Source organism: Streptomyces sp. NPDC005706, assembly GCF_040631045.1.
Classification (GTDB): Bacteria; Actinomycetota; Actinomycetes; order Streptomycetales; family Streptomycetaceae; genus Streptomyces.
Map to the genome: position 1 here is coordinate 23,869 of NZ_JBEXYS010000031.1, position 21,175 is coordinate 45,043.

Sequence of the window (21,175 nt, forward strand, 5' to 3'; positions counted from 1 at the left end):
AGGCACCTTCATCGGATAGCAAGGGCCCATGGCGGTCTTCGTCGCGCTCGGCGCGTTCCTGATGACGCTGGCCGGCGGCTGGACGGCACAGCGTGTGACCGACCGTCGCCATCTCGTCCTGGGTCTGGCCGGCGGCCTGATGCTGGGCGTGGTCGGCCTCGACCTGCTGCCGGAGGCGCTGCACGCGGCGGACCGCGAGATCTTCGGCGTACCCGCGGCCCTGCTGCTGTTCGTGGCCGGCTTCCTGCTGGCCCATCTGGTGGAGCGCACCCTGGCCGCGCGCCAGGCGGCGCACGGGGGCGCCGAGCACCAGCACCGCGCGCCCGAGGTGGGCCTGACGGCGGCGGCCGCGATGGTCGGCCACAGCGCCATGGACGGCGTGGCGATCGGCGCGGCCTTCCAGGTGGGCGGCGGCATGGGCGCGTCCGTCGCCCTCGCCGTGATCGCGCACGACTTCGCCGACGGCTTCAACACCTTCACCATCACGAGCCTGTACGGCAACGCCCGCCGCCGGGCGGTGGGCATGCTGGTGGCCGACGCCTGCGCCCCCCTGGTGGGCGCGCTGTCGACGGTGTTCTTCCACATCCCCGAGCAGGTGCTCGGCGGCTATCTCGGCCTCTTCGGCGGCGTACTGCTCTACCTCGCCGCCGCCGAGATCCTCCCCGAGGCCCACCACGAGCACCCCGCCCGCTCCACCCTGTTGTGCACGGTCGCGGGCGCGGCCTTCATCTGGCTGGTGGTCGGCGTCTCCGGCGGCTGACCGCACGGGCCGCGTCACAGCTTCCCGCCCCGCCCGCCGTCGCGCCGCGGCGGGGCGATCAGCGTGGAGAGGTACGGCAACGGCGCCCCGTCCAGTTCGGCGGCCGGCCGCACCGACTCCGCCGGCAGTCCGAGCGCCGAACCCCACACCGCGTCCCCGATCCGCCCGGTCTCCCGCAGCGCCTCGGCGACCTCGGTGGCCTGCCGCCCGAACTTGTACGCCACGACGGTGCCCGGCCCCGCCAGCGCCTCCTTGAGCGCCGCCGCGCCCGCCGTCACCGGCACCAGCGTCAGCGGCTCGGTCCCCTCCGTCAGCACCGCGCCCGACCGCGCCGCCAGATCCTGCATGGCGGTGATCCCGGGCACGGTCTCCACCACGACACCCGGCACCAGTTCCGTGATCGTCTGCGCGAGATACGTGAACGTCGAGTACACGTTCGGATCGCCGATGGTGGCGAAGGCGACCGACCCGTGCCGCTCCAGCAGCCCGGCGACCCGCTCGCCCGCCGCGTCCCAGGCGGCCTCCCGGCGCGCCCGGTCGGACCGCTCGTTCAGCGCGAACACCACCCGGACGACCTTCTCCCGGGGCACGTAGTGCACCACGGTCGCCTCGGCCCGGCCCTGCTCACCGGTGTCCATCACGGGAACGACGACGATCTCGGCGGCGCGCAGCGCGTTGACCCCCTTGACGGTCACCAGCTCCGGGTCCCCGGGACCGACCCCGACTCCGACCAGCCTGCTGCTCATGACGTCCGGCACCTCTCCACGAACCGACGGGCCGCGCCGGGCCCGGCGGCCCAGTGCGTGTGCAGATAACTCGCGTGCACGCCCTGCTGTACGAAACCCTCGACCCGCCGGACCGGGGTGGTCAGACCCCAGGCGGGAGCGGCACCGGCGCCGGGATCGACGGCCGTGCGGTGGAACTCGTGCCCGCGCGTCCGCGTCCCCGCGGCGGCCAGCACACTGTCGCCGACGGCCACGGCGTCCCGGTAGCCGAGAGTGAGCCGTTCGCCCATGCGGGCGCCGGCGTCCAGCACCCCGCACATGGGCCGCCCGTCCAGCTCCCGGCACAGATAGAGCAGCCCGGCACACTCCGCGGCCACCGGAGCACCGCTCAGGGCGAGTTGGGCGACCGCCTTGCGCAGCGGCTCGTTCGCGGACAGCTCGGCCGCGTACACCTCGGGGAACCCGCCCCCGACGACCAGCCCGGCGGTGCCCTCCGGCAGTTCCTCGTCCCGCAGCGGATCGAACGTGACGACCTCGGCACCGGCGGCGGCGAGCAGCTCGGCGTGCTCCGCGTAGGAGAATGTGAACGCCCGACCGCCGGCGACGGCGACCACCGGCCCCCGCTTCCCGGCCGGCCGGGCAGGCGAAGCCAGGGCCTCGGCCGCGTCCCAGGCCGCGCCCGGTATCGCGCCCGCACCGCGCGCCAGCGTCATCAGCGCGTCCAGATCGCACCCGGCCGAGACCTGTGCCGCCATCGCCGCGACCGCGTCCACCGCCGCGTCCCGCCGCTCGGCGACCGGCACCAGCCCCAGATGCCGCGACGGCGTGTCCACCTGCGGCACCCGCCGCAGCACCCCCAGCACCGGCACCCCGGAGGCGTCCAGCGCCTCCCGCAGCAGCGCCTCGTGCCGGTCGGACGCCACCTTGTTCAGGATCACGCCCCCGACCCGCACCTCCGGATCCCAGGACGCGAACCCGTGCACCAGCGCCGCCACCGACCGCGACTGCGACGAGGCGTCCACGACCAGCACCACCGGCGCCCGCAGCAGCTTGGCGACATGAGCGGTGGACGCCAGCTCGCCCTGGCCCGCGGCCCCGTCGTACAGCCCCATCACGCCCTCGACGACGGCGAGATCGCACCCCCGCGCCCCGTGCAGGAACAGCGGGGCGATCAGCTCCGGCCCGCACAGGTACGCGTCCAGGTTGCGTCCCACCCGCCCCGTGGCGAGCGCGTGGTACCCGGGGTCGATGTAGTCCGGCCCGACCTTGTGCGGGGACACGGCGAGCCCCCGCGCGGCGAACGCGGCCATCAGCCCCGTGGCGACGGTGGTCTTGCCGCTGCCCGAGGCGGGCGCGGCGACGACCAGCCGAGGCACCGGCGTCATCACCACTCGATGCCCATCTGGCCCTTCTGCCCCACGTCCATGGGGTGCTTGACCTTGGACATGTCGGTGACCAGATCGGCGAGGTCCACCAGCTTCTCCGGCGCGTTCCGCCCCGTGATCACCACGTGCTGGGTGCCGGGCCGGTTCCGCAGCACGTCCACGACCTCGTCGGTGTCCACCCAGCCCCAGTGCATCGGGTAGGCGAACTCGTCCAGCACGTACAGCCGGTACGTCTCGGCCGCCAGGTCCCGCTTGACCTGCTCCCAGCCCTCGCGGGCCTTCTCCTCGTTGTCCATCTGCGCGTCGCGCTGCACCCAGGACCAGCCCTCGCCCATCTTGTGCCAGTCGACGCTGCCGCCCTCACCGCAGGCGCCGAGCACGCGCAGCGCGTTCTCCTCGCCGACCTTCCACTTGGCGGACTTGACGAACTGGAACACCCCGATCGGCCAGCCCTGGTTCCAGGCCCGCAGCGCCAGCCCGAACGCGGCGGTGGACTTGCCCTTGCCGACGCCCGTGTGCACCACGACCAGCGGCCGGTTACGGCGCTGACGGGTCGTCAGTCCGTCGTCCGGCACGACACTCGGCTGCCCCTGCGGCATTACGCGGCCCTCCTCGAAGTCCCCTGCACATCCCTGACCAGCCCGGCGATCGAGTCGGCCCGCAGCTCGTCCAGCGACACCGCCGTACCGCCCAGACCGTCCGCGAGCTGCCCGGCGAGCCCGAGCCGTACCGGCCCCGATTCGCAGTCCACGACCACCGAGGCGACGCCCTCGGCCGCGAACAGCCGCGCCGCCCGCCCGGCCAGCGCCACCGGCTCCGTCCCGCCCGTCGCCCGACCACCGCCCCGGCCGGAGACGCTTCGCGCCGCCCCTCCGTCTGTGGCCCGTCCGTCCGTCACCACCACGACCAGCGCCCGCCGCGCCGGGTCCCGCAGCCGCTCCACCCGCAGCACCTCGTGCGCCTTCAGCAGCCCGGCCGCCAGCGGCGTACGGCCGCCGGTCGGCAGCGACTCCAGCCGGACCGCCGCCGCGTCCACCGACGAGGTCGGCGGCAGCGCCACGTCCGCCGCGGACCCCCGGAAGGTCACCAGACCCACCTTGTCCCGCCGCTGGTAGGCGTCGAGGAGCAGCGACAGCACCGCGCCCTTCACGGCGCTCATCCGCTGCCGCGCCGCCATCGACCCGGAGGCGTCCACCACGAACAGCACGAGGTTGCCCTCCCGCCCCTCCCGGGTCGCCTGCCGCAGATCGTCCCGGCGCACCACGAGACCCGGACCGGACCGCCCCCGCGCCCGCTGGTGCGGGGCCGCGGCCCGCACCGTCGCCGCCAGGTGCAGCTTGGTCAGCGCGCCCCGGGGCCGCCGGGCCCCGGTGGTCCGCCCGTGCTCGGTACGCGCTCGGGAGCGCCGGCCCGCGGCGCCCTCGCCGAGGCCGGGCACGGTCAGCACCTTCGCGCGGAACGGCTCGGCCGCCCGTGCGGCCGGCTGCTCCTGCCCGCCCGACGACTGCGGCTGCCCGCCCTCCCCGGCCTCGGGCTCCGCGGCCGCGCCGCCGTCGCCCTGCGGACCGCTGTCCGGCGCCGGCTGCCCGCCGCCGCCTCCGGGGCCGTCGGGGCCGGGGTCGTCGTCGTCCTCACCCTCGCCCTCGCCGGAGAACTGCTCCAGCGTCTCGTCCAGCTTGTCCTCGTCCAGACCGGGCGCGTCGAACGGGTTGCGCCGCCGCCGGTGCGGCAGCGCGAGCAGCGCGGCCCGCCGGACGTCCTCGGCGAGCACATCGGTCCGCCCGGCCCACGCGGCCAGCGCGGTCGCCGTACGCGCCATCACGATGTCGGCGCGCATCCCGTCCACCTCGAAGGCCGCGCAGGTCGCCGCGATCTGCCGCAGCGCACCGTCGCCCAGCCGCACCCCCGGCAGCAGCTTCCGGGCCGCGACGATCCGTTGCCGGACCGCGGCCTCCTCCTCGGCCCAGCGCGCGGCGAAGGCGCCGGGATCGTCGTCGTACGCCAGCCGGCGCCGCACGACCTCCACCCGCTCGTCCGGTTCCCGCGAGGCGGCGACCTCCACGGTCAGCCCGAACCGGTCGAGCAACTGCGGCCGCAGCTCGCCCTCCTCGGGGTTCATGGTGCCGACGAGCAGGAACCGGGCGGCGTGCCGCACCGAGACACCCTCGCGCTCGACGTACGAGGCGCCCATCGCGGCGGCGTCCAGCAGCAGGTCGACGAGATGGTCGTGCAGGAGGTTGACCTCGTCCACGTACAGGATCCCGCGGTGGGCGTCGGCCAGCAGGCCCGGCTCGAACGCCTTCACGCCCTCGGCGAGCGCCCGCTCGATGTCCAGCGCGCCGACCAGCCGGTCCTCGGAGGCACCCACGGGCAACTCGACCATCCGGGCCGGCCGTCCGTCCCCGGCGCCCGGCTCGTGCGGTCCGTCCGGGCAGGACGGGTCCGGGGCCGCCGGATCGCAGGAGAACCGGCATCCGGGGACGACGGCCACCTCCGGCAGCAGCGCGGAGAGGGCGCGTACGGCCGTGCTCTTCGCGGTGCCCTTCTCGCCGCGCACCAGCACACCGCCGACCGCCGGCGACACGGCGTTCAGCAGCAGCGCGAGCCGCAGATCGTCCTGGCCGACCACGGCCGTGAACGGGAACGGGGTTGTCACTGGTCGCCCTCCAAGTCGCCTTCCAGCTCCAGATAGGTGGCGCGCAGCCGCTCCAGCGTGTCCGCGTCCGGCTCCGCCCACAGCCCGCGGTCCGCCGCCTCCAGCAGCCGCTCGGTGATGCCGCGCAGCGCCCACGGGTTGGACTTCCGCATGAAGTCCCGGTTCTCCGGGTCGAAGACGTACTCCGCGCTGAGCTTCTCGTACATCCAGTCGTCGACCACGCCCGCCGTGGCGTCGTAGCCGAACAGGTAGTCCACGGTCGCCGCCATCTCGAAGGCGCCCTTGTAGCCGTGCCGGCGCATCGCCGCCATCCAGCGCGGGTTGACCACCCGCGCCCGGAAGACGCGGTGCGTCTCCTCGCCCAGCGTGCGCGTCCTCACCTGGTCCGGCACGGCCGAGTCGCCCACGTAGGCCTCGGGGTTGGCGCCGGTCAGGTGCCGCACCATGGCGACCATGCCACCGTGGTACTGGAAGTAGTCGTCGGCGTCGACCAGGTCGTGCTCACGGGTGTCGACGTTCTTCGCCGCCACCGCGATCCGCCGGAACGCGGTCTCCATGTCCCCGCGCGCCGCCCGCCCGTCGAGGCCGCGCCCGTACGCGTAACCGCCCCACACCGCGTACACCTCGGCGAGGTCGGCGTCGGAGCGCCAGTTCCGGGCGTCGATCAGCGGCAGCAGACCGGCGCCGTACGCGCCCGGCTTCGAGCCGAAGATCCGGGCCGTCGCCCGCCGGCGGTCGCCGTGCTCCGCCGCGTCCTCGTCCACGTGCGCCCGCACGTAGTTGACCTCGGCCGGCTCGTCCAGCTCGGCCACCGCCCGCACCGCGTCGTCGATCAGCCCGACCACGTGCGGGAACGCGTCCCGGAAGAAGCCCGAGATACGGACCGTGACGTCCACGCGCGGCCGGCCCAGCTCCTGCGGGCCGATCACCTCGAACCCCGTCACCCGGCGCGAGGCGTCGTCCCAGACCGGACGGCAGCCCAGCAGTGCCAGGATCTCGGCGATGTCGTCGCCCTGGGTGCGCATCGCGGAGGTGCCCCACACCGTGAGGCCGACCGACCTCGGGTACTCCCCGGTGTCCTGGAGGTACCGCTGGACCAGCGAGTCCGCGAGCGACTGGCCGACCTCCCAGCTCAGCCTGGAGGGGATGGCCTTCGGGTCGACGGAGTAGAAGTTGCGGCCGGTCGGCAGCACGTTGACCAGACCGCGGGTCGGCGAACCCGACGGTCCGGCCGGCACATATCCGCCGTCCAGCGCCCGCAGGATGTGCCCGATCTCGTCGGTGGTCCGGGCCAGCCGCGGTACGACCTCGTCGCAGGCGAACTCCAGCACGGCCGCGGCGTCCGCGAGTTCGGCGCCGAGCACGCCGTCCAGCACGGCGGGGACGGCCGCCCGGTCCCACGCCCGGGACTCCATGTCCTCCGCGATCCGCCGGCAGAGCCGCTCCAGCAGGTCGATCGCGTCGGCCGCCGTCCGGGACGGGCTGTCGACCCGGTCCGTCAGCTCCACCGGCACCTTGACCGGCGCGCCCGGCTCGGCCAGCAGCTCCTTCTCCACCAGCCCGTAGTGCAGGGCCAGCGACGCCCGCAGCCCCGGCAGCGCGTTCGCCTGCCCGCCCCACACCTGGGAGGCGCGCAGCACGGCGAGGACCAGGTTCACCCGCGGTTCGGCCTCCGGGCCGCCCCCGAGGATGTGCAGTCCGTCGCGGATCTGGACGTCCTTGATCTCGCACAGGTAGCCGTCGATGTGCATGACGAACTCGTCGAACTCGTCGTCGTCCGGCTGCTCGTCCACATGCAGGTCGTGGTGCAGCTCGGCGGTCTTGACCAGCGTCCAGATCTGGGCGCGCACCGCCGGTGCCTTCGCCGGGTCCAGGTCGGAGACGAGCGCGTACTCGTCCAGCAGCTGCTCCAGCTTGGCGAGGTCGCCGTAGGTGTCCGCGCGCGCCATCGGCGGCACCAGGTGGTCGACCACGGTGGCGTGCCCGCGCCGCTTGGCCTGGGTGCCCTCGCCGGGGTCGTTGACGATGAACGGGTAGATCAGCGGGAGGTCGCCGAGCACGGCGTCCGGGGCGCAGCCGCCGCTCAGGCCCAGGCCCTTGCCCGGCAGCCACTCCATCGTGCCGTGCTTGCCCATGTGCACGATCGCGTCGGCGCCGAAGCTCCTGTCGAGCCAGCGGTAGGCCGCCATGTAGTGGTGGGAGGGCGGCATGTCGGGGTCGTGGTAGATGGCGATCGGGTTCTCGCCGAAGCCGCGCGGCGGCTGGATCATCACGACGACGTTCCCGAACCGCAGGGAGGCGAGCACGATGTCGTCGCCGTCCACGTACAGGCCGCCCGGCGGCTCGCCCCACGCCCCCAGCATCGCGTCCCGCAGCTCGGCGTCGAGCCCGTCGAACCACTCCCGGTAGTCGGCGAGCGGCACCCGGGCGGGCGCGGCGGCCAGTTGCTCCTCCGTCAGCCACTCGACGTCGTGGCCGCCGGCCGCGATCAGCCGGTGGATCAGCTCGTCGCCGTTGTCCGGGTACCCCTCGGCCACGTAGCCGGCGTCCCGCAGCGCGTCCAGTACCCGGACCGCCGAGGCGGGCGTGTCCAGGCCGACCGCGTTGCCGACCCGGGAGTGCTTGGTCGGGTAGGCGGTGAAGACCAGCGCGATCCGCTTCTCCGCGTTCGGCTTGTGGGCCAGCTCGGCGTGGCGCACGGCGATTCCGGCGACCCGGGCGGCCCGCTCGGGGTCGGCGACGTACACCGGTACCTCGTCCGGACCCTGCTCCTTGAAGGAGAACGGCACGGTGACGAGCCGTCCGTCGAACTCCGGGATGGCCACCTGCATCGCCGCGTCCATCGGGGACAGGGCGGCGTCCGACTCCGCCCAGGCGGCCCGCGAGGAGGTGAGGCAGAGCCCCTGCAGCACGGGCACGTTCAGATCGGCGAGCGCCCCGACGTCCCAGGACTCCTCGTCCCCGCCGGCGGACGCCTGCGAGGCGTGCGTACCGCCGGCCGCCAGCACGGTGGCGACCAGCGCGTCGGCCCGGCCCAGCAGCTCGTACAGCCCGGCGTCCGCGCCGCGCAGCGAACCGCAGTACACGGGAAGGGCGTTGGCGCCCCGCGCCTCGATCGCCTCGCACAGTGTGTCCACGAAGGCGGTGTTGCCGCTCAGTTCGTGCGCCCGGTAGAACAGCACACCCACCGTCGGACGGCCGTCCCGGACCGGGTACGAGCCGTGGACGCCGAACTCCGGCATCTTCCGCGGCTCCTCGAAGCCCTCACCGGTGAGCAGCACCGTGTCGGAGAGGAACCGGGCCAGTTCGGCCAGGTTGTCCGGGCCGCCCTCGACGAGGTACTTCAGCGCCTCGGCCACCACGCCCGCCGGCACGGACGACTCGGCCATCAGCTCGGCGTCCGGCACGGCCTCGCCGCCCAGCAGCACGGCCGGGACGCCGGACGCCTTCAGCGCGGCCAGCCCGTCCTCCCAGGCCCGCTTGCCGCCGAGCAGCCGTACGACCGCGAGGTCCGCGCCCTCGAGCAGCCCCGGCAGTTCCCCGGCCACGTCCACCCGGGTCGGATTGCCGATCCGGTACCCGGCGCCGGAGGCCCGGGCCGCCAGCAGATCGGTGTCGGCGGTCGACAACAACAACACTGTGCTCATGCGGGCGCTCCCGGTGGAATGAAAGGCAGTCCTTGCGGCGCGCCCGACTCGATGAGCCGCCACAGCGCGTCCGTGTCCGCGTGCTGTTCGATCAGGTCGCCGAGCCGGTCGAGTTGCTCCTCGCGCAGCGCGGCGAACGAGGTGCCGGGGGCCGGCACGAAGCGGCGTCCCGCGGCGGCCGCCACTTCGCGCAGGAAGGCCCGCCGGAAGCCGTCCGACTCCAGCGAGCCGTGCCAGTGCGTGCCCCAGGTCTGTCCGGCCCGGCAGCCGTCCAGGAAGGGTTCGCCCCCGCCGACGGCCGCCACCCCGTGGTGGATCTCGTATCCCTCGACCGGTTCGCCCAGGGCTTCGCCGACCGGCCGGGTCAGCGTCTTCTCGCGGGCGAACCGCACCCGCACCGGCAGCAGTCCGAGCCCCGGGACCTCCCCGGCGCGCGACTCGACCTCGTCCTCGATGTGCTCGCCAAGGATCTGGAAGCCACCGCAGATGCCGAGGACGGGCCGGTGTTCGGCGGCCCGGCGCACGAGGGCGTCGGCGAGGCCGCGCTCGCGCAGCCATGCGAGCGCCCGGACCGTGCCCCGGGTCCCCGGGACCACGACCAGGTCCGCGTCCGCCAGTTCCTCCGGCCGGTCCACGAACCGCACCACGACACCGGGTTCGGCGGCGAGTGCGTCCACGTCGGTGAAGTTGGACATCAGTGGGATCGCGCACACGGCGACCCGCAGCACGTCCTCACCGACCGGGGGAGCCACCGTGGACTCCCGCACGGTGCCGCGCAGCGACACCCTCCCCCACGCTCGGCTTCGCTCGCGCGGGGGGACCCCCATCCCGTCCTCCTCGTCGATGCCGAGCCCGTGCCGGAACGGCAGCACGCCGTACGTCCGCCGTCCGGTGAGGCCGTGGAGCATGTCGAGGCCGGGCTCCAGCAGGGAGACGTCGCCCCGGAACTTGTTCACCAGGAAACCGGCGACCAGTTCCTGGTCCTCGGGCGACAGCAGGGCGACGGTGCCGAAGAAGGAGGCGAAGACGCCGCCGCGGTCGATGTCGCCGACCACGAGCACGGGCAGCCGCGCGCCCCGCGCGATCCCCATGTTGACGATGTCCGTCCGCCGCAGATTGATCTCCGCGGGCGAACCGGCCCCCTCACAGATCACCGCGTCATACGTGCCCCGCAACTCGGCCAGGCAGTCCAGCACCGTGCCCAGGAGCCGCTGCTGGCGCCCGCCGTGGTAGCCGCGCGCGCTCATCTCGCCCACCGGCCTGCCCAGCAGCACCACCTGGCTGCTCTGTTCACCGCCGGGCTTGAGCAGCACGGGGTTCATCAGCGCGGTCGGCTCCACCCGGCAGGCCTGCGCCTGCATCGCCTGTGCCCGCCCGATCTCGGCGCCCTCGCGCGTGACGAAGGAGTTGAGGGACATGTTCTGCGCCTTGAACGGCGCGACCTTCACGCCCTGGCGCACCAGCCAGCGGCAGATCCCGGCCGTCACGACGCTCTTGCCGGCGTCGGAGGTGGTGCCGGCGACGAGGAGACCACCGTTCACTTGCCACGTCCCTTCGCGAGGAGGCGCGCACCGGCGGTGACACCGAGCGCGAGCAGGCCGACGCGGCGGGAGAGCGTCACGGCCCGGTCGATGTCGGCGACCCGGACGGCCCGCCCGGTGCCGCCGCCCAGTACGGGCCGGTGTTCCACCCGCCCGGCGTAGGAGAGCGTCCCGCCGAGCCGTACGCCCAGGGCGCCCGCGAACGAGGCCTCGACGGGACCGGCGTTGGGGCTCGGGTGCTTGGCCGCGTCCGCCCGCCAGGCCCGTACGGCACCCCGCGGGTCCGGTCCGGCCAGCGCGGCGAGCACGGCCGTCAGCCGGGCCCCCGGCCACCCGGCGAGGTCGTCGAGCCGGGCGGAGGCCCAGCCGAAGCGGCGCAGGCGCGGAGACTTGTGACCGACCATCGCGTCCAGGGTGTTGACGGCGCGGAACCCGAGCAGCCCCGGCACCCCGCCCACGGCACCCCACACCAGCGCGCCCACGACGGCGTCGGAGGTGTTCTCGGCGACGGACTCGACCACGGCCCGGGCGATCCCGTCGGCGTCCAGCGCCTGCGGGTCCCGGCCGCACAGATGGGGCAGCCGCGCGCGGGCCGCCGGCACGTCCCCGGCCTCCAGCGCGCGCCCGATGGCCCGGGCCTCGCGGGCCAGCGAGGTGCCCCCGACGACGGCCCAGGTGGCCACGCCGGTCAGCGCGGCGGAGGCGACGGGGGAGCGGCGCACGGCCCGTTGGGCGACGAGCCCGGCGGCCACGGCGCCGCCGGCGCAGACGGCGGTGTGCAGCGCGCCCCAGCCGCGGTGGTCGTGCCACAGCACGCGTTCCACGGCAGCGGCCGACCGCCCGAACGCGGCGACCGGATGCCCGCGGCGCGGATCGCCGAGGAGCAGGTCACCGAGAAGGCCGGCGGCGGCGCCGTACGCGTAAGCGCGATCGGCACCCATCGGCTCAGCCGGCCGTGGGCGCGGGGGCGGGACTCTCGTGACAGGCCCTGGTACGGGTCCTCGATCTGCGGCCGAGCATGGCGATATGTGTCCTCACTCAGGGTGTCCGCGCCCTGGTTCGACGAAGCCGGCGGTGAGAGTTCCTGGCTCCCGGGGATCACTCCCCGGTCACAGTGGCGGGACCGCGCCGGATTCGCACCGGCTTCCTCTCCTGCCGCCGTACATGGCCCGGGCAGTCCACCACGCGCCCCGAAGGGCCGTCAACTTGCCTTTGACCTGCGAGGGGAGAGTGTGCTGAGCCCCACACCGGCGAGATCCGGACATGGAAAAGGCTCCCTGCCGGAACACACCGGCGGGGAGCCTCTTCGAGGGTGGCTCGGGTCAGGGCTTGGCCACGATCAGGTAGATGCCGTAGGCCACGGCCGCCGCGCACGCCGCGAAGCACACGTACGCGCCCGTCACGGCGAGCGCCGCGGACCCGCCCTGCGCCGCCGCCCTCTCCCGCCGGGACAGGCCGTTGACGCCGAGGGTGAACAGGGCCACCAGGCCCACCGTGAAGGCCAGGCTGACGCCGAAGACGGAGCCGATGGACGCCCAGTCGATCTTCATGTTGCTTTTCCTTCGGTAACCGGGTCAGACGGTGGCGGCCGGGGGCACGGCCGCAGCGGCCGGTGCCGTGACTTCGGCGACGGCCGGGGCCGGGCCGCCGGACTGCGTCGGGAAGCTGATGGCCGGCCCCTCGGTGAGGGTGAGGGTGCCGGCCGGCGGCGGGGTCACCGCGGCGATCGCGGTGGTCACCACACCGGCGGGCTCGGCGGCCTCGTCGGTGCCGTTGACGTTGGTGTGGTCGACGACCTCGCGGCGGGAGAGCTTCCAGATGGCGGCGCTGGAGCCGACCAGGAAGACCGCGACGACGGCGGTGCCCCAGTCGCCCAGGTCCGTGACGGACTCGGCGAGCGCGCCGACCAGGGCGGCGGCCGGCAGGGTGAGGACCCAGGCGACGGCCATGCGGGTCGCGGTGGACCAGCGGACCACGCCGCCCTTGCGGCCCAGACCCGCGCCCATCACCGAACCGGAGACGACATGGGTGGTGGACAGCGAGAAGCCGAGGTGCGACGAGGCCAGGATGGCCGTGGCGGCGCTGGTCTGGGCGGCGAAGCCCTGGCGCGACTCCAGCTCGGTCAGGCCCGTGCCCATGGTGCGGATGATGCGCCAGCCGCCGATGTAGGTGCCGAGCGCGATGGCCATGCCGGCGGAGAGGATCACCCAGGTGGGAGGGTTGGAGCCCGGGGCGATGGCACCGCCCGCGATCAGCGCCAGGGTGATGATGCCCATCGTCTTCTGGGCGTCGTTGGTGCCGTGCGCGAGGGAGACCAGTCCGGCGGAGGCGATCTGGCCGGCGCGGTAGCCCTTGCGGGTGGCGTCGCCCTCGTGCTTGCCGCCGATCCCGTAGGAGAAGCGGGTGGCGAGCATGGCGGCCAGTCCGGCCACGACCGGGGCGGCGACCGCCGGCAGCAGCACCTTGGTGACCAGGACGTCGCCGTGGACGGCGCCGAAGCCCGCCGAGGCGACGGTGGCGCCGATCAGACCGCCCATCAGGGCGTGGGAGGAGCTGGAGGGCAGTCCCACCAGCCAGGTCAGCAGGTTCCAGAGGATCGCGCCGACCAGGGCGGCGAAGATGACCTCGGGACGGATGCCGTTCTCATCGACGAGACCCTTGGAGATCGTGTTGGCGACCTCCACGGAGAGGAAAGCGCCCACAAGGTTGAGCGCGGCGGACATGGCCACCGCGACCTTGGGCTTCAGAGCGCCGGTCGAGATGGTGGTGGCCATCGCGTTGGCGGTGTCGTGGAAACCGTTCGTGAAATCGAACGCGAGTGCGGTTACCACCACAATCGCGAGGATCAGCGAGAAGCTTTCCATTTACCCAGGCAATCGTTCGAGCGTCATTGGCGGGTCGAACGTAGGCAACCTGGGTGAACGGAAGATGAACTGGGTCGGGCGTGGGGGTGTCGGTAACGGGGGTTCGGGATTCCGCCCCGGCCGGCCGGCCGGGGCGCCCCTTGGCTACCGGCCCCGCGCGAAGGCCCGCAGCCGGCTCGGCGGCCCGTGAAAGAGATTCTGGTCACCCGGCAGACCGCCCTCGGTGCCGTACTGCCAGAAGGTCCAGGACGACCATCCGCCGGGCAGCGATCCGGGCCCTGACGTGCCGTGACGGGCGATCCACAGCGGGTGGTCGGAGGCGAAGGCGCGGCTGCCGCCGGTGCAGGCGGCCCACCACTGGGCGGTCGTGTAGATCACCGGGCGGCGGCCGGTGAGCCGGTCCAGTTCGTCGCTGAAGGAGCGGATCCAGCCGACCATCCGGCGGTGGCCGAGCCCGTAGCAGAGGTGCCTGCTGTCGTACGGGTCGTATTCGATGTCGAGGGCCGGCGGCAGGGTCCAGCCGTCCGCCCGCCAGCCGCCGCCGTGCCGCACGAAGTACGCGGCCTGCGCGGCTCCGGAGGACTGGTCGGGGCGGGCGAAGTGGTACGCGCCGCGGATCAGGTGCGCCTGGCGTGCGCCCGCGTACTGCCGGGCGAAGTAGGGGTTGCGATAGGTCGTGGACTCGGTCGCCTTGATGTAGGTGAACCGCGCGCCGTCCGACCGGGCGGCGGGCCAGTCGACGTGTCTCTGGTGCGAGGACACGTCGTGCCCCCGGGGGAGACCGGCCGCCTCCGCCGCCGAGGGCCCGGCGGCGGAGGCGCACGGGGTGCCCGCGAGGGCGAGTGCCGCCCCGGCGGCCGCGACGGCGGCCACGCGACGGCGGAGGCGGGAGGGCGAGCGGTCACGGGCCATACGTCCCCCTGGTGCGGCGGTGAGGCGTCGGGCGGCTGCGGGCGTTAATGATCATTAGATGCCTGGCTCTGGTCCGATCAAGTGCATTTATTGGGTGTTGCGCGCGGGCGTCCACTCGTCCGGCGGCACCGGTTCCGGCCGGAACTCCGCCGCCGGCCCGCCCCGCACCGGACGGGCTGGCAGGATCGCCGCATGGTCGAACAGTGGCGGGACGCGCGGGAGCAGCAGGAGCGGAGCTGGGCGGCGCTGGTCGGGACGGCCCGCCGGACCGTGGCCGACGGGCTGGTCGTCGGCACCTCCGGCAACGTCTCCGCCCGCGTGGGGGACCTGGTGCTGGTCACCCCGTCGGGCGTGCCCTACGACCGGCTCACCCCGGCCGACATCACCGGCGTCGACCTGGACGGCCGGCAGGTGCTCGGCACCCTCGTGCCGACCAGCGAGCTGCCCATGCACCTCGCCGTCTACCGCACCACCGACGCCCTCGCCGTCGTCCACACCCACGCCGTGCACGCCACGGCCGTCTCCACCCTCGTCACCGAACTGCCCCCGATCCACTACATGACCGCCGCCCTCGGCGGCTCCGTGCGGGTCGCCCCCTACGCGGCCTACGGCACCGACGAACTGGCCCGGAACATGCTCGCGGCGCTGGCCGGCCGCTCCGGCTGCCTGCTGCGCAACCACGGCGCGATCACCTACGGCGCCACCCTCGACCAGGCCTACGACCGCACCGCCCAGCTGGAATGGATGTGCCGGCTGTGGCTGACGGCGTCCTCCGTGCCGGGCCTCACGCCCGCTCTGCTGACGGAGGCACACATCGCCGAGGCCGGGGCACGCTTGAAGGGATACGGCCAACGGAGGTGACCCCTTGTCGTCGCACAGCCACCCGCTCCGTCCGCCCGCCGCCCGGCCGCCCTTCGGCCGCCGCCCCGGGCCGTCCGGCCCGCTCCTCCGGCTGGCCGGTTCCGGCGCCCCCCACGACACTGGAGCCGTGCGCACCGTCAGAGCGACCGCCGCCGCCCTCGGCGCCGTCCTGGCCGCCGGGGCGGCATCCGTCGCCGCCGGCCGGCTGGCCAGCGACGCCGCGCTGAAGGCGTCCCCGGGCCGGCCGCTGCCCACCGAACCCCGGCTCACCGTGCACGGCACCGCGCCCGGCCGGATCGCCCTCACCCGCGACCTGGCCTCCCTGCGCCCCGGCACCTACGGTCTGGCCGGCGACGGCTCGCACGCGGTCGTCGGGCCCCTGCTGGACTCGGCCGAGCACACCGCCGACAGCGTCGTCAGGCGCCTGGAACGCGTCACCCACGGCACCTTCGCCCCCGGCGATCCCGTGTGGCTCACCCCGAACGTGTACGTCGGCAACCCGGGCACCGCCCTCGGCCTCGACCACGCCGACATCGACATCCCCGGAGAACTCGGCGCCCTGCCCGCCTGGTTCGTGCCCGGCCACCGGGACACCTGGGTGATCGCGGTGCACGGCCTCGGCACCACCCGCGAGCAGGCCCTGAACGTCATGGCGTACCTGCACCGCCGCCGCGTCCCCGTCCTCGCGCTCGCCTACCGCGGCGACCTGGGCGCCCCGCGCTCCCCGGACGGCCTGAACCACCTCGGCGAGACGGAGTGGCGCGACGTGGACGCGGCGATCCGCTACGCCGTCCGCTACGGCGCCCGCCGGGTCGTCCTCCTCGGCTGGTCCACCGGCGCCACCATGGCCCTGCGCGCCGCGGAGCACTCCGCCGTGCGCGAGCGCGTCGCCGGGCTGGTCCTCGACTCCCCGGTGCTGAGCTGGCAGGCCACCCTGCGCGCCCTCGCCCAGGCCCGCCACACCCCCGACGCCCTGCTGCCGCTCGCGGTACGCGCCGCGCAGGGCCGGGCCGGACTGCACGCCGACCGCGGCGCCGAGACCGCCGACCCCGACCGGCTCGCCGTGCCCACGCTGATCATCCACGGCCCCGACGACGTGGTGGCCCCCTGGGAGCACTCCCGCCGTCTCGCCGCCCGCCGCGCCGACCTCGTCGCGCTGCACACCGTGCCGCGGGCCCCGCACGCGGCCATGTGGAACGCCGACCCGCACGAGTACGAGGAGCGGCTGCGCCGCTTCCTGACCCCGCTGATGTGACCGGCCCGCGGCGCCCTCCGGTACGGGCCGGCCGGCCGCGGCCGGCCGTTTCCGTATAAGGCCGTACCACTGGCCTGATCCCGTCTCCCGGCCCGCCCCCGGGCCGGGTGCGTTGGCCAGCCCCGTAGCCCCCCGTGACATTCCGTTTGGGTTTTCGGACCGTCAACCGGAAGACTGCACCCGTGACGTCCCGTATCCCGCGCGACTCCAGGCTTCGACTCGTCCGACCGCGACCCCTGGCCGCCGCCCCCAGAGCTGTGAACCAGCGGCGCCCGCGCCGCCCCGCACCCCGGCCGCCGGAGGGCACCCCCGCCCCGGCCGAACTGGCCAGAATGGCGCGCACCGGCCTGGCCGGCGCGGTGCGGGTCGCCCGCTGGGCCGACTCCGCCCTCGGGCCCGGCAGCGACTCCGTCACCGCCGACGGCAAGGCCACCCTCTCCGACGCGACCGCCGAGCGCGCCGCCGCCGGCCTCGGCCTGGACGCCGACCGGATCCGCGCCGACTGGGACACCGCCCGGCTCGCCGGACTCATCGAGGTGCACGGGGACAGCGCGCGCCCCGGCTGGCGCCTGCGCGCCTGGGACCGCGACGACAGCGCCGTGCTGCGCGGCTGGGTCGCCCTGTTCGACGCCTGGTCGCTCGCCAGCCCGGAGCCCGCGGAGTTCGAGCCGGCCGCCGTCGCCGAGGTCGTCTCCGCCATGCCCCAGGTGCTCTCCTTCCTCCAGCTCTCCGCCGGCCCCGTGCCCGTCGAGCAGCTCCTGGACCTCCTCCAGCAGCGGGTCACCGAACTGCGCACCGAGCGCTGCGAGGTCCCCTACGAGCCAGGCGCCGACGGCTCCCCGGCCCCCGCCGGGACCCCCGCCCCCCCGGAGCCCGGGCCCGCCGCGGACACCCCGCTCGCCCCGCTCCTGGAGTGGGCCCTCACGGCCCTCGCCTCCGTGGGCGCCCTGACCTACGGCGACGGCCAGGCCACGCTCACCCCGCTGGGCAACTGGGCGGTCTGGGTCAAGCTGGAGCAGATCTGCGTGGCCGCGCAGAGCCCCGCCGGCCACATCGAGCAGGCCGCCGAGGACATGCTCCGCGGCTGCGCCCAGCTCCGCCCCAACGCCGCCCGCGCCGAGTACCGCGCCTGGCTCGCCGCCCGCCCCGTCGGCAGCGCCGTCACCGAGCTGCTCGCCGCCGCCCGGGGCGACGACGCCCTGCTGCGCGGCCTGGCCTTCGAGGCGCTGCGCATCGTCGGCGCCCCCGCCGAACCCGAGGTGCACGCGGTACTGGACGATTCCGCCCTGCGGCCCTACGCGCTGCTGTGGCTGGCCGAGCACGACGGCGTCGACCCGGAGGACGCCCACGAGGTCCTCACCCGCGAGGAGGCAACCTGGCTGTGGGTCGACACCGCCGCCGCCGTCGCCGACCACGGCGAGACGTCGATGCTGGTACGGCACCTGGAGGCCGCGGTGCAGCCGACCGTCCCCCTGTTGCTGGACGAGGTCCGCGCCGTCGGCCACCCGCGCACCGTGCAGGTCCTGGTGGCCCTCGCCGCCGCCCACCCCGACCCGGCCCTCGCCAAGGCCGTGCGCCGGGCCGCCTTCCAGGTGCACACCGGCGGCTGATCCGGTGCGCCGGGCGGCCCGCCGGGGAGCGCCCTGCGCACCGGGCCCGGCGCACCGGGCCGGTCAGCCGCCGATCTCGGGCGCGTAGGTGCCGAAGCTCCAGACGTTGCCCTCCGCGTCCCGCGCCATGTAGTCCCGCGAGCCGTAGTCCTGGTCCGTCGGGGGCATCAGGATCTCCGCGCCGTGCGCCACGGCCCGCTGGTGGTGGGCGTCGACGTCGTCCACGACGACGTACACCCCGGCGGGCCCGGCGCCCCGCATGGCCGTGTCGAAGAGGCCGCCGCGGCCCTTGGAACCGAGCATCACCGCGCCCCCGCCCTGGACCAGCTCGGCGTGCATCACCGTGCCGTCCTCCGTCTCGTACACCGACAGCTCGGTGAAGCCGAAGGCCTCGGTGAGCTGCCTGATCGCCGCTTTCGCGTCCGTGTACAGCAGCGTCGGAAAGACGCTCGGCCGTCCGCCCGTGCCCGCCATGCCGATCACTCCCTCGTGCGCCGGTCACCGCCCCCGTCCCCGAGTCTGGCAGCTCCCACCGGCACCCACCCTCCGGCTCGAACGCGCGGACGCAGAAAAAGCGCTTGCACGGTCCCGTTAGACTTGGCCCATGGCCATTCTCCTCGCGCATTAGACGGCGGGAACGTCCTCAGCCGCCCACCGCCAATCCTCAGTACGCCCTGGAGTCTGTCCGTGATCTCCGCTTCCGGAATCGAGCTGCGCGCCGGTGCGCGCGTCCTCATCGAGAACGCCACCTTCCGTGTCGCCAAGGGCGACCGCATCGGCCTCGTCGGCCGCAACGGCGCGGGAAAGACCACCCTCACCAAGTGCCTGGCCGGCGAGGGCATCCCGGCCGGCGGCCAGATCGCCCGCTCCGGCGAGGTCGGCTACCTGCCGCAGGACCCCCGCACCGGCGACCTCGACGTCCTCGCCCGGGACCGCGTCCTCTCCGCGCGCGGCCTCGACGTGCTGCTGCGCAAGATGCGCGAGAACGAGCAGCGCATCGCCAACGGCCAGGGCGCCACCCGCGAGAAGGCCCTGAAGCAGTACGAGCGCCAGGAGACCGAGTTCCTCACCAAGGGCGGTTACGCGGCCGAGGCCGAGGCCGCCACCATCGCCGCGGCGCTCAACCTGCCCGACCGGGTCCTCGGCCAGCCGCTCCACACGCTCTCCGGCGGTCAGCGCCGGCGCATCGAGCTGGCCCGCATCCTGTTCTCCGACGCGGACACCCTGCTGCTGGACGAGCCGACCAACCACCTCGACGCCGACTCGATCATCTGGCTGCGCGACTACCTGAAGACCTACCGCGGCGGCTTCATCGTGATCTCCCACGACGTCGACCTGGTCGAGACGGTCGTCAACAAGGTGTTCTACCTGGACGCCAACCGCGCCCAGATCGACGTCTACAACATGGGCTGGAAGCTCTACCAGCAGCAGCGCGAGGCCGACGAGAAGCGCCGCAAGCGCGAGCGCGCCAACGCCGAGAAGAAGGCCGCCGCCCTGCACTCGCAGGCCGACAAGATGCGCGCCAAGGCCACCAAGACGGTCGCCGCGCAGAACATGGCCCGCCGCGCCGACAAGCTGCTCTCCGGTCTTGAGGCGGTCCGCCAGTCCGACAAGGTCGCCAAGCTCCGCTTCCCCGAGCCCGCGGCCTGCGGCAAGACCCCGCTGATGGCCGAGGGGCTGTCCAAGTCGTACGGCTCCCTGGAGATCTTCACCGACGTCGACCTGGCCATCGACAAGGGCTCGCGGGTCGTCATCCTCGGCCTCAACGGCGCCGGCAAGACCACGCTGCTGCGCCTCCTCGGCGGAGTCGAGCAGCCCGACACCGGCGAGGTCGTCCCCGGCCACGGCCTCAAGCTCGGCTACTACGCCCAGGAGCACGAGACCCTGGACCCCGACCGCACGGTCCTGGAGAACATGCGCTCGGCCGCGCCCGACATGGACCTGGTCGAGGTCCGCAAGGTGCTCGGCTCGTTCCTGTTCTCCGGCGACGACGTCGACAAGCCCGCCGGGGTGCTCTCCGGCGGCGAGAAGACCCGGCTCGCCCTCGCCACGCTGGTCGTCTCCGCCGCCAACGTCCTGCTGCTGGACGAGCCGACCAACAACCTGGACCCGGCCAGCCGCGAGGAGATCCTCGGCGCCCTGCGCACCTACAAGGGCGCGGTCGTCCTGGTCACCCACGACGAGGGCGCGGTCGAGGCCCTGCAGCCGGAGCGCATCATCCTGCTGCCGGACGGCGTCGAGGACCTGTGGGGCGCCGACTACGCGGATCTCGTCGCCCTGGCTTGATCGAAAGTCTGATCCACGGCGTATGGATCATTCGGCCGAGCCGTGATCCATCATCTGTGTGAGATCTCCTCGTACCGACGTGTGTCGTACACCGATTTCGCGGCCGATCCCTTGAGCGCCAAGGGGTCGGCCGCCTCGCGTCCCTGACCTGGCACTTCACGGAACCACCCGTTCGGCCGTGTGTCCGCGAAACCGCGGAATCACTCATTCCGTATGTGGGGATGCGCTCCTGTCGTCACGTCGATGTCTCACGGACCTTGCCGAATGGGTGGCCATCACGCCCCGGAGGGGTGATCATGAGGAGACCAGAGCGCACTTCCCATGAGGAGGCACGGGTGGCCGAGACTCTGAAGAAGGGCAGCCGGGTGACCGGCGCCGCGCGCGACAAGCTCGCGGCAGACCTGAAGAAGAAGTACGACTCCGGTGCGAGCATCCGGGCGCTGGCCGAGGAGACCGGCCGCTCGTATGGCTTCGTGCACCGGATGCTCAGCGAGTCGGGCGTCACGCTCCGTGGGCGTGGCGGAGCGACCCGGGGCAAGAAGGCCGCTACGTCCTGACTCCGGGCGGCCCATCGGCTTCGATGGTGGCCACCCGGTCGGCAGTCTCAGCGGCCGGGTGGTTACTGTGCAGTCACTTAGCATGCCGTACGGCAATGTGTGATGACCGCACTCAT

The 21,175-nt window shown here is 74.0% G+C and carries 16 protein-coding genes, 1 pseudogene and 1 riboswitch; of the genes and pseudogenes, 6 read left to right on the forward strand and 11 right to left on the reverse strand.

Going from position 1 to position 21,175, the window contains the following annotated elements:
- The first annotated feature begins 28 nt into the window (after positions 1-28).
- The gene (locus ABZ478_RS32235) at positions 29-760 is read left to right on the forward strand and encodes a ZIP family metal transporter (RefSeq protein ID WP_359554980.1); all 732 of its coding nucleotides are present in this window, start codon (positions 29-31) and stop codon (positions 758-760) included.
- A gap of 14 nt (positions 761-774) precedes the next feature.
- Here ABZ478_RS32235 and cobI read toward each other — a convergent pair whose 3' ends face one another.
- The 10 genes and pseudogenes from cobI to ABZ478_RS32285 all read right to left on the reverse strand — a co-directional run bounded on the left by cobI (position 775) and on the right by ABZ478_RS32285 (position 14,490).
- A complete protein-coding gene (gene cobI / locus ABZ478_RS32240) occupies positions 775-1,506 on the reverse strand; it encodes a precorrin-2 C(20)-methyltransferase (protein ID WP_359554982.1) in 732 nt (243 codons plus the stop codon).
- Positions 1,503-2,873, reverse strand: coding sequence for a cobyrinate a,c-diamide synthase (locus ABZ478_RS32245; protein WP_359555109.1), 1,371 nt, complete (start codon positions 2,871-2,873; stop codon positions 1,503-1,505). Before ABZ478_RS32245 ends, cobI begins: the two co-directional genes overlap by 4 nt.
- Positions 2,870-3,469, reverse strand: a complete 600-nt coding sequence (cobO, locus tag ABZ478_RS32250) for a cob(I)yrinic acid a,c-diamide adenosyltransferase (protein ID WP_359554984.1) — start codon at positions 3,467-3,469, stop codon at positions 2,870-2,872. The genes ABZ478_RS32245 and cobO overlap by 4 nt, the downstream gene beginning before the upstream one ends.
- Positions 3,469-5,526, reverse strand: a complete 2,058-nt coding sequence (locus ABZ478_RS32255) for a putative cobaltochelatase (protein WP_359554986.1) — start codon at positions 5,524-5,526, stop codon at positions 3,469-3,471. The genes cobO and ABZ478_RS32255 overlap by 1 nt, the downstream gene beginning before the upstream one ends.
- Complete coding sequence (gene cobN, locus ABZ478_RS32260; RefSeq protein ID WP_359554988.1) at positions 5,523-9,173, reverse strand: cobaltochelatase subunit CobN; 3,651 nt, start codon at positions 9,171-9,173, stop codon at positions 5,523-5,525. The genes ABZ478_RS32255 and cobN overlap by 4 nt, the downstream gene beginning before the upstream one ends.
- A complete protein-coding gene (locus ABZ478_RS32265; RefSeq protein WP_359554990.1) occupies positions 9,170-10,714 on the reverse strand; it encodes a cobyric acid synthase in 1,545 nt (514 codons plus the stop codon). Before ABZ478_RS32265 ends, cobN begins: the two co-directional genes overlap by 4 nt.
- Entirely contained in the window at positions 10,711-11,655 is a 945-nt protein-coding gene (locus tag ABZ478_RS32270) for a cobalamin biosynthesis protein (protein WP_359554992.1), read from the reverse strand. The genes ABZ478_RS32265 and ABZ478_RS32270 overlap by 4 nt, the downstream gene beginning before the upstream one ends.
- A gap of 116 nt (positions 11,656-11,771) precedes the next feature.
- Positions 11,772-11,913, reverse strand: a riboswitch (cobalamin riboswitch).
- 123 nt (positions 11,914-12,036) lie between these two features.
- Positions 12,037-12,264, reverse strand: coding sequence for a hypothetical protein (locus tag ABZ478_RS32275; protein WP_359554994.1), 228 nt, complete (start codon positions 12,262-12,264; stop codon positions 12,037-12,039).
- 147 nt (positions 12,265-12,411) lie between these two features.
- Positions 12,412-13,578, reverse strand: a pseudogene (locus ABZ478_RS32280) (inorganic phosphate transporter); the annotation flags it as partial.
- A 144-nt stretch (positions 13,579-13,722) separates the two neighbouring features.
- Complete coding sequence (locus ABZ478_RS32285) at positions 13,723-14,490, reverse strand: lysozyme (protein WP_359554996.1); 768 nt, start codon at positions 14,488-14,490, stop codon at positions 13,723-13,725.
- Between the two features lie 192 nt (positions 14,491-14,682).
- Here ABZ478_RS32285 and ABZ478_RS32290 point away from each other — a divergent pair, with 192 nt between their 5' ends.
- The 3 genes from ABZ478_RS32290 to ABZ478_RS32300 all read left to right on the forward strand — a co-directional run bounded on the left by ABZ478_RS32290 (position 14,683) and on the right by ABZ478_RS32300 (position 18,216).
- Positions 14,683-15,351, forward strand: coding sequence for a class II aldolase/adducin family protein (locus tag ABZ478_RS32290; RefSeq protein ID WP_359554997.1), 669 nt, complete (start codon positions 14,683-14,685; stop codon positions 15,349-15,351).
- Positions 15,352-15,478: 127 nt separating this feature from the next.
- Positions 15,479-16,606 carry an alpha/beta fold hydrolase gene (locus ABZ478_RS32295; RefSeq protein WP_359554998.1) on the forward strand — a complete coding sequence of 376 codons (1,128 nt, stop codon included), beginning with the start codon at positions 15,479-15,481 and terminating at the stop codon, positions 16,604-16,606.
- Between the two features lie 182 nt (positions 16,607-16,788).
- A complete protein-coding gene (locus ABZ478_RS32300; protein WP_359555001.1) occupies positions 16,789-18,216 on the forward strand; it encodes a hypothetical protein in 1,428 nt (475 codons plus the stop codon).
- Positions 18,217-18,279: 63 nt separating this feature from the next.
- Here the strand turns inward: ABZ478_RS32300 and ABZ478_RS32305 are convergent, their stop codons facing one another.
- On the reverse strand, positions 18,280-18,690 hold the full coding sequence (locus ABZ478_RS32305) for a VOC family protein (protein WP_359555003.1): 411 nt from the start codon (positions 18,688-18,690) through the stop codon (positions 18,280-18,282).
- A 213-nt stretch (positions 18,691-18,903) separates the two neighbouring features.
- Here ABZ478_RS32305 and abc-f point away from each other — a divergent pair, with 213 nt between their 5' ends.
- Positions 18,904-20,502 carry a ribosomal protection-like ABC-F family protein gene (gene abc-f / locus ABZ478_RS32310; RefSeq protein ID WP_358931857.1) on the forward strand — a complete coding sequence of 533 codons (1,599 nt, stop codon included), beginning with the start codon at positions 18,904-18,906 and terminating at the stop codon, positions 20,500-20,502.
- Between the two features lie 335 nt (positions 20,503-20,837).
- Positions 20,838-21,059, forward strand: a complete 222-nt coding sequence (locus ABZ478_RS32315) for a helix-turn-helix domain-containing protein (RefSeq protein ID WP_010355597.1) — start codon at positions 20,838-20,840, stop codon at positions 21,057-21,059.
- Positions 21,060-21,175 lie beyond the last annotated feature (116 nt).

Coding starts and splice junctions, on each gene's coding strand:
- ABZ478_RS32235 (WP_359554980.1), top strand. CDS start 29: ATGGCGGTCTTCGTCGCGCTCGGCGCGTTCCTGATGACGCTGGCCGGC.
- cobI (WP_359554982.1), bottom strand. CDS start 1,506: ATGAGCAGCAGGCTGGTCGGAGTCGGGGTCGGTCCCGGGGACCCGGAG.
- cobO (WP_359554984.1), bottom strand. CDS start 3,469: ATGCCGCAGGGGCAGCCGAGTGTCGTGCCGGACGACGGACTGACGACC.
- cobN (WP_359554988.1), bottom strand. CDS start 9,173: ATGAGCACAGTGTTGTTGTTGTCGACCGCCGACACCGATCTGCTGGCG.
- ABZ478_RS32270 (WP_359554992.1), bottom strand. CDS start 11,655: ATGGGTGCCGATCGCGCTTACGCGTACGGCGCCGCCGCCGGCCTTCTC.
- ABZ478_RS32275 (WP_359554994.1), bottom strand. CDS start 12,264: ATGAAGATCGACTGGGCGTCCATCGGCTCCGTCTTCGGCGTCAGCCTG.
- ABZ478_RS32285 (WP_359554996.1), bottom strand. CDS start 14,490: ATGGCCCGTGACCGCTCGCCCTCCCGCCTCCGCCGTCGCGTGGCCGCC.
- ABZ478_RS32290 (WP_359554997.1), top strand. CDS start 14,683: ATGGTCGAACAGTGGCGGGACGCGCGGGAGCAGCAGGAGCGGAGCTGG.
- ABZ478_RS32305 (WP_359555003.1), bottom strand. CDS start 18,690: ATGGCGGGCACGGGCGGACGGCCGAGCGTCTTTCCGACGCTGCTGTAC.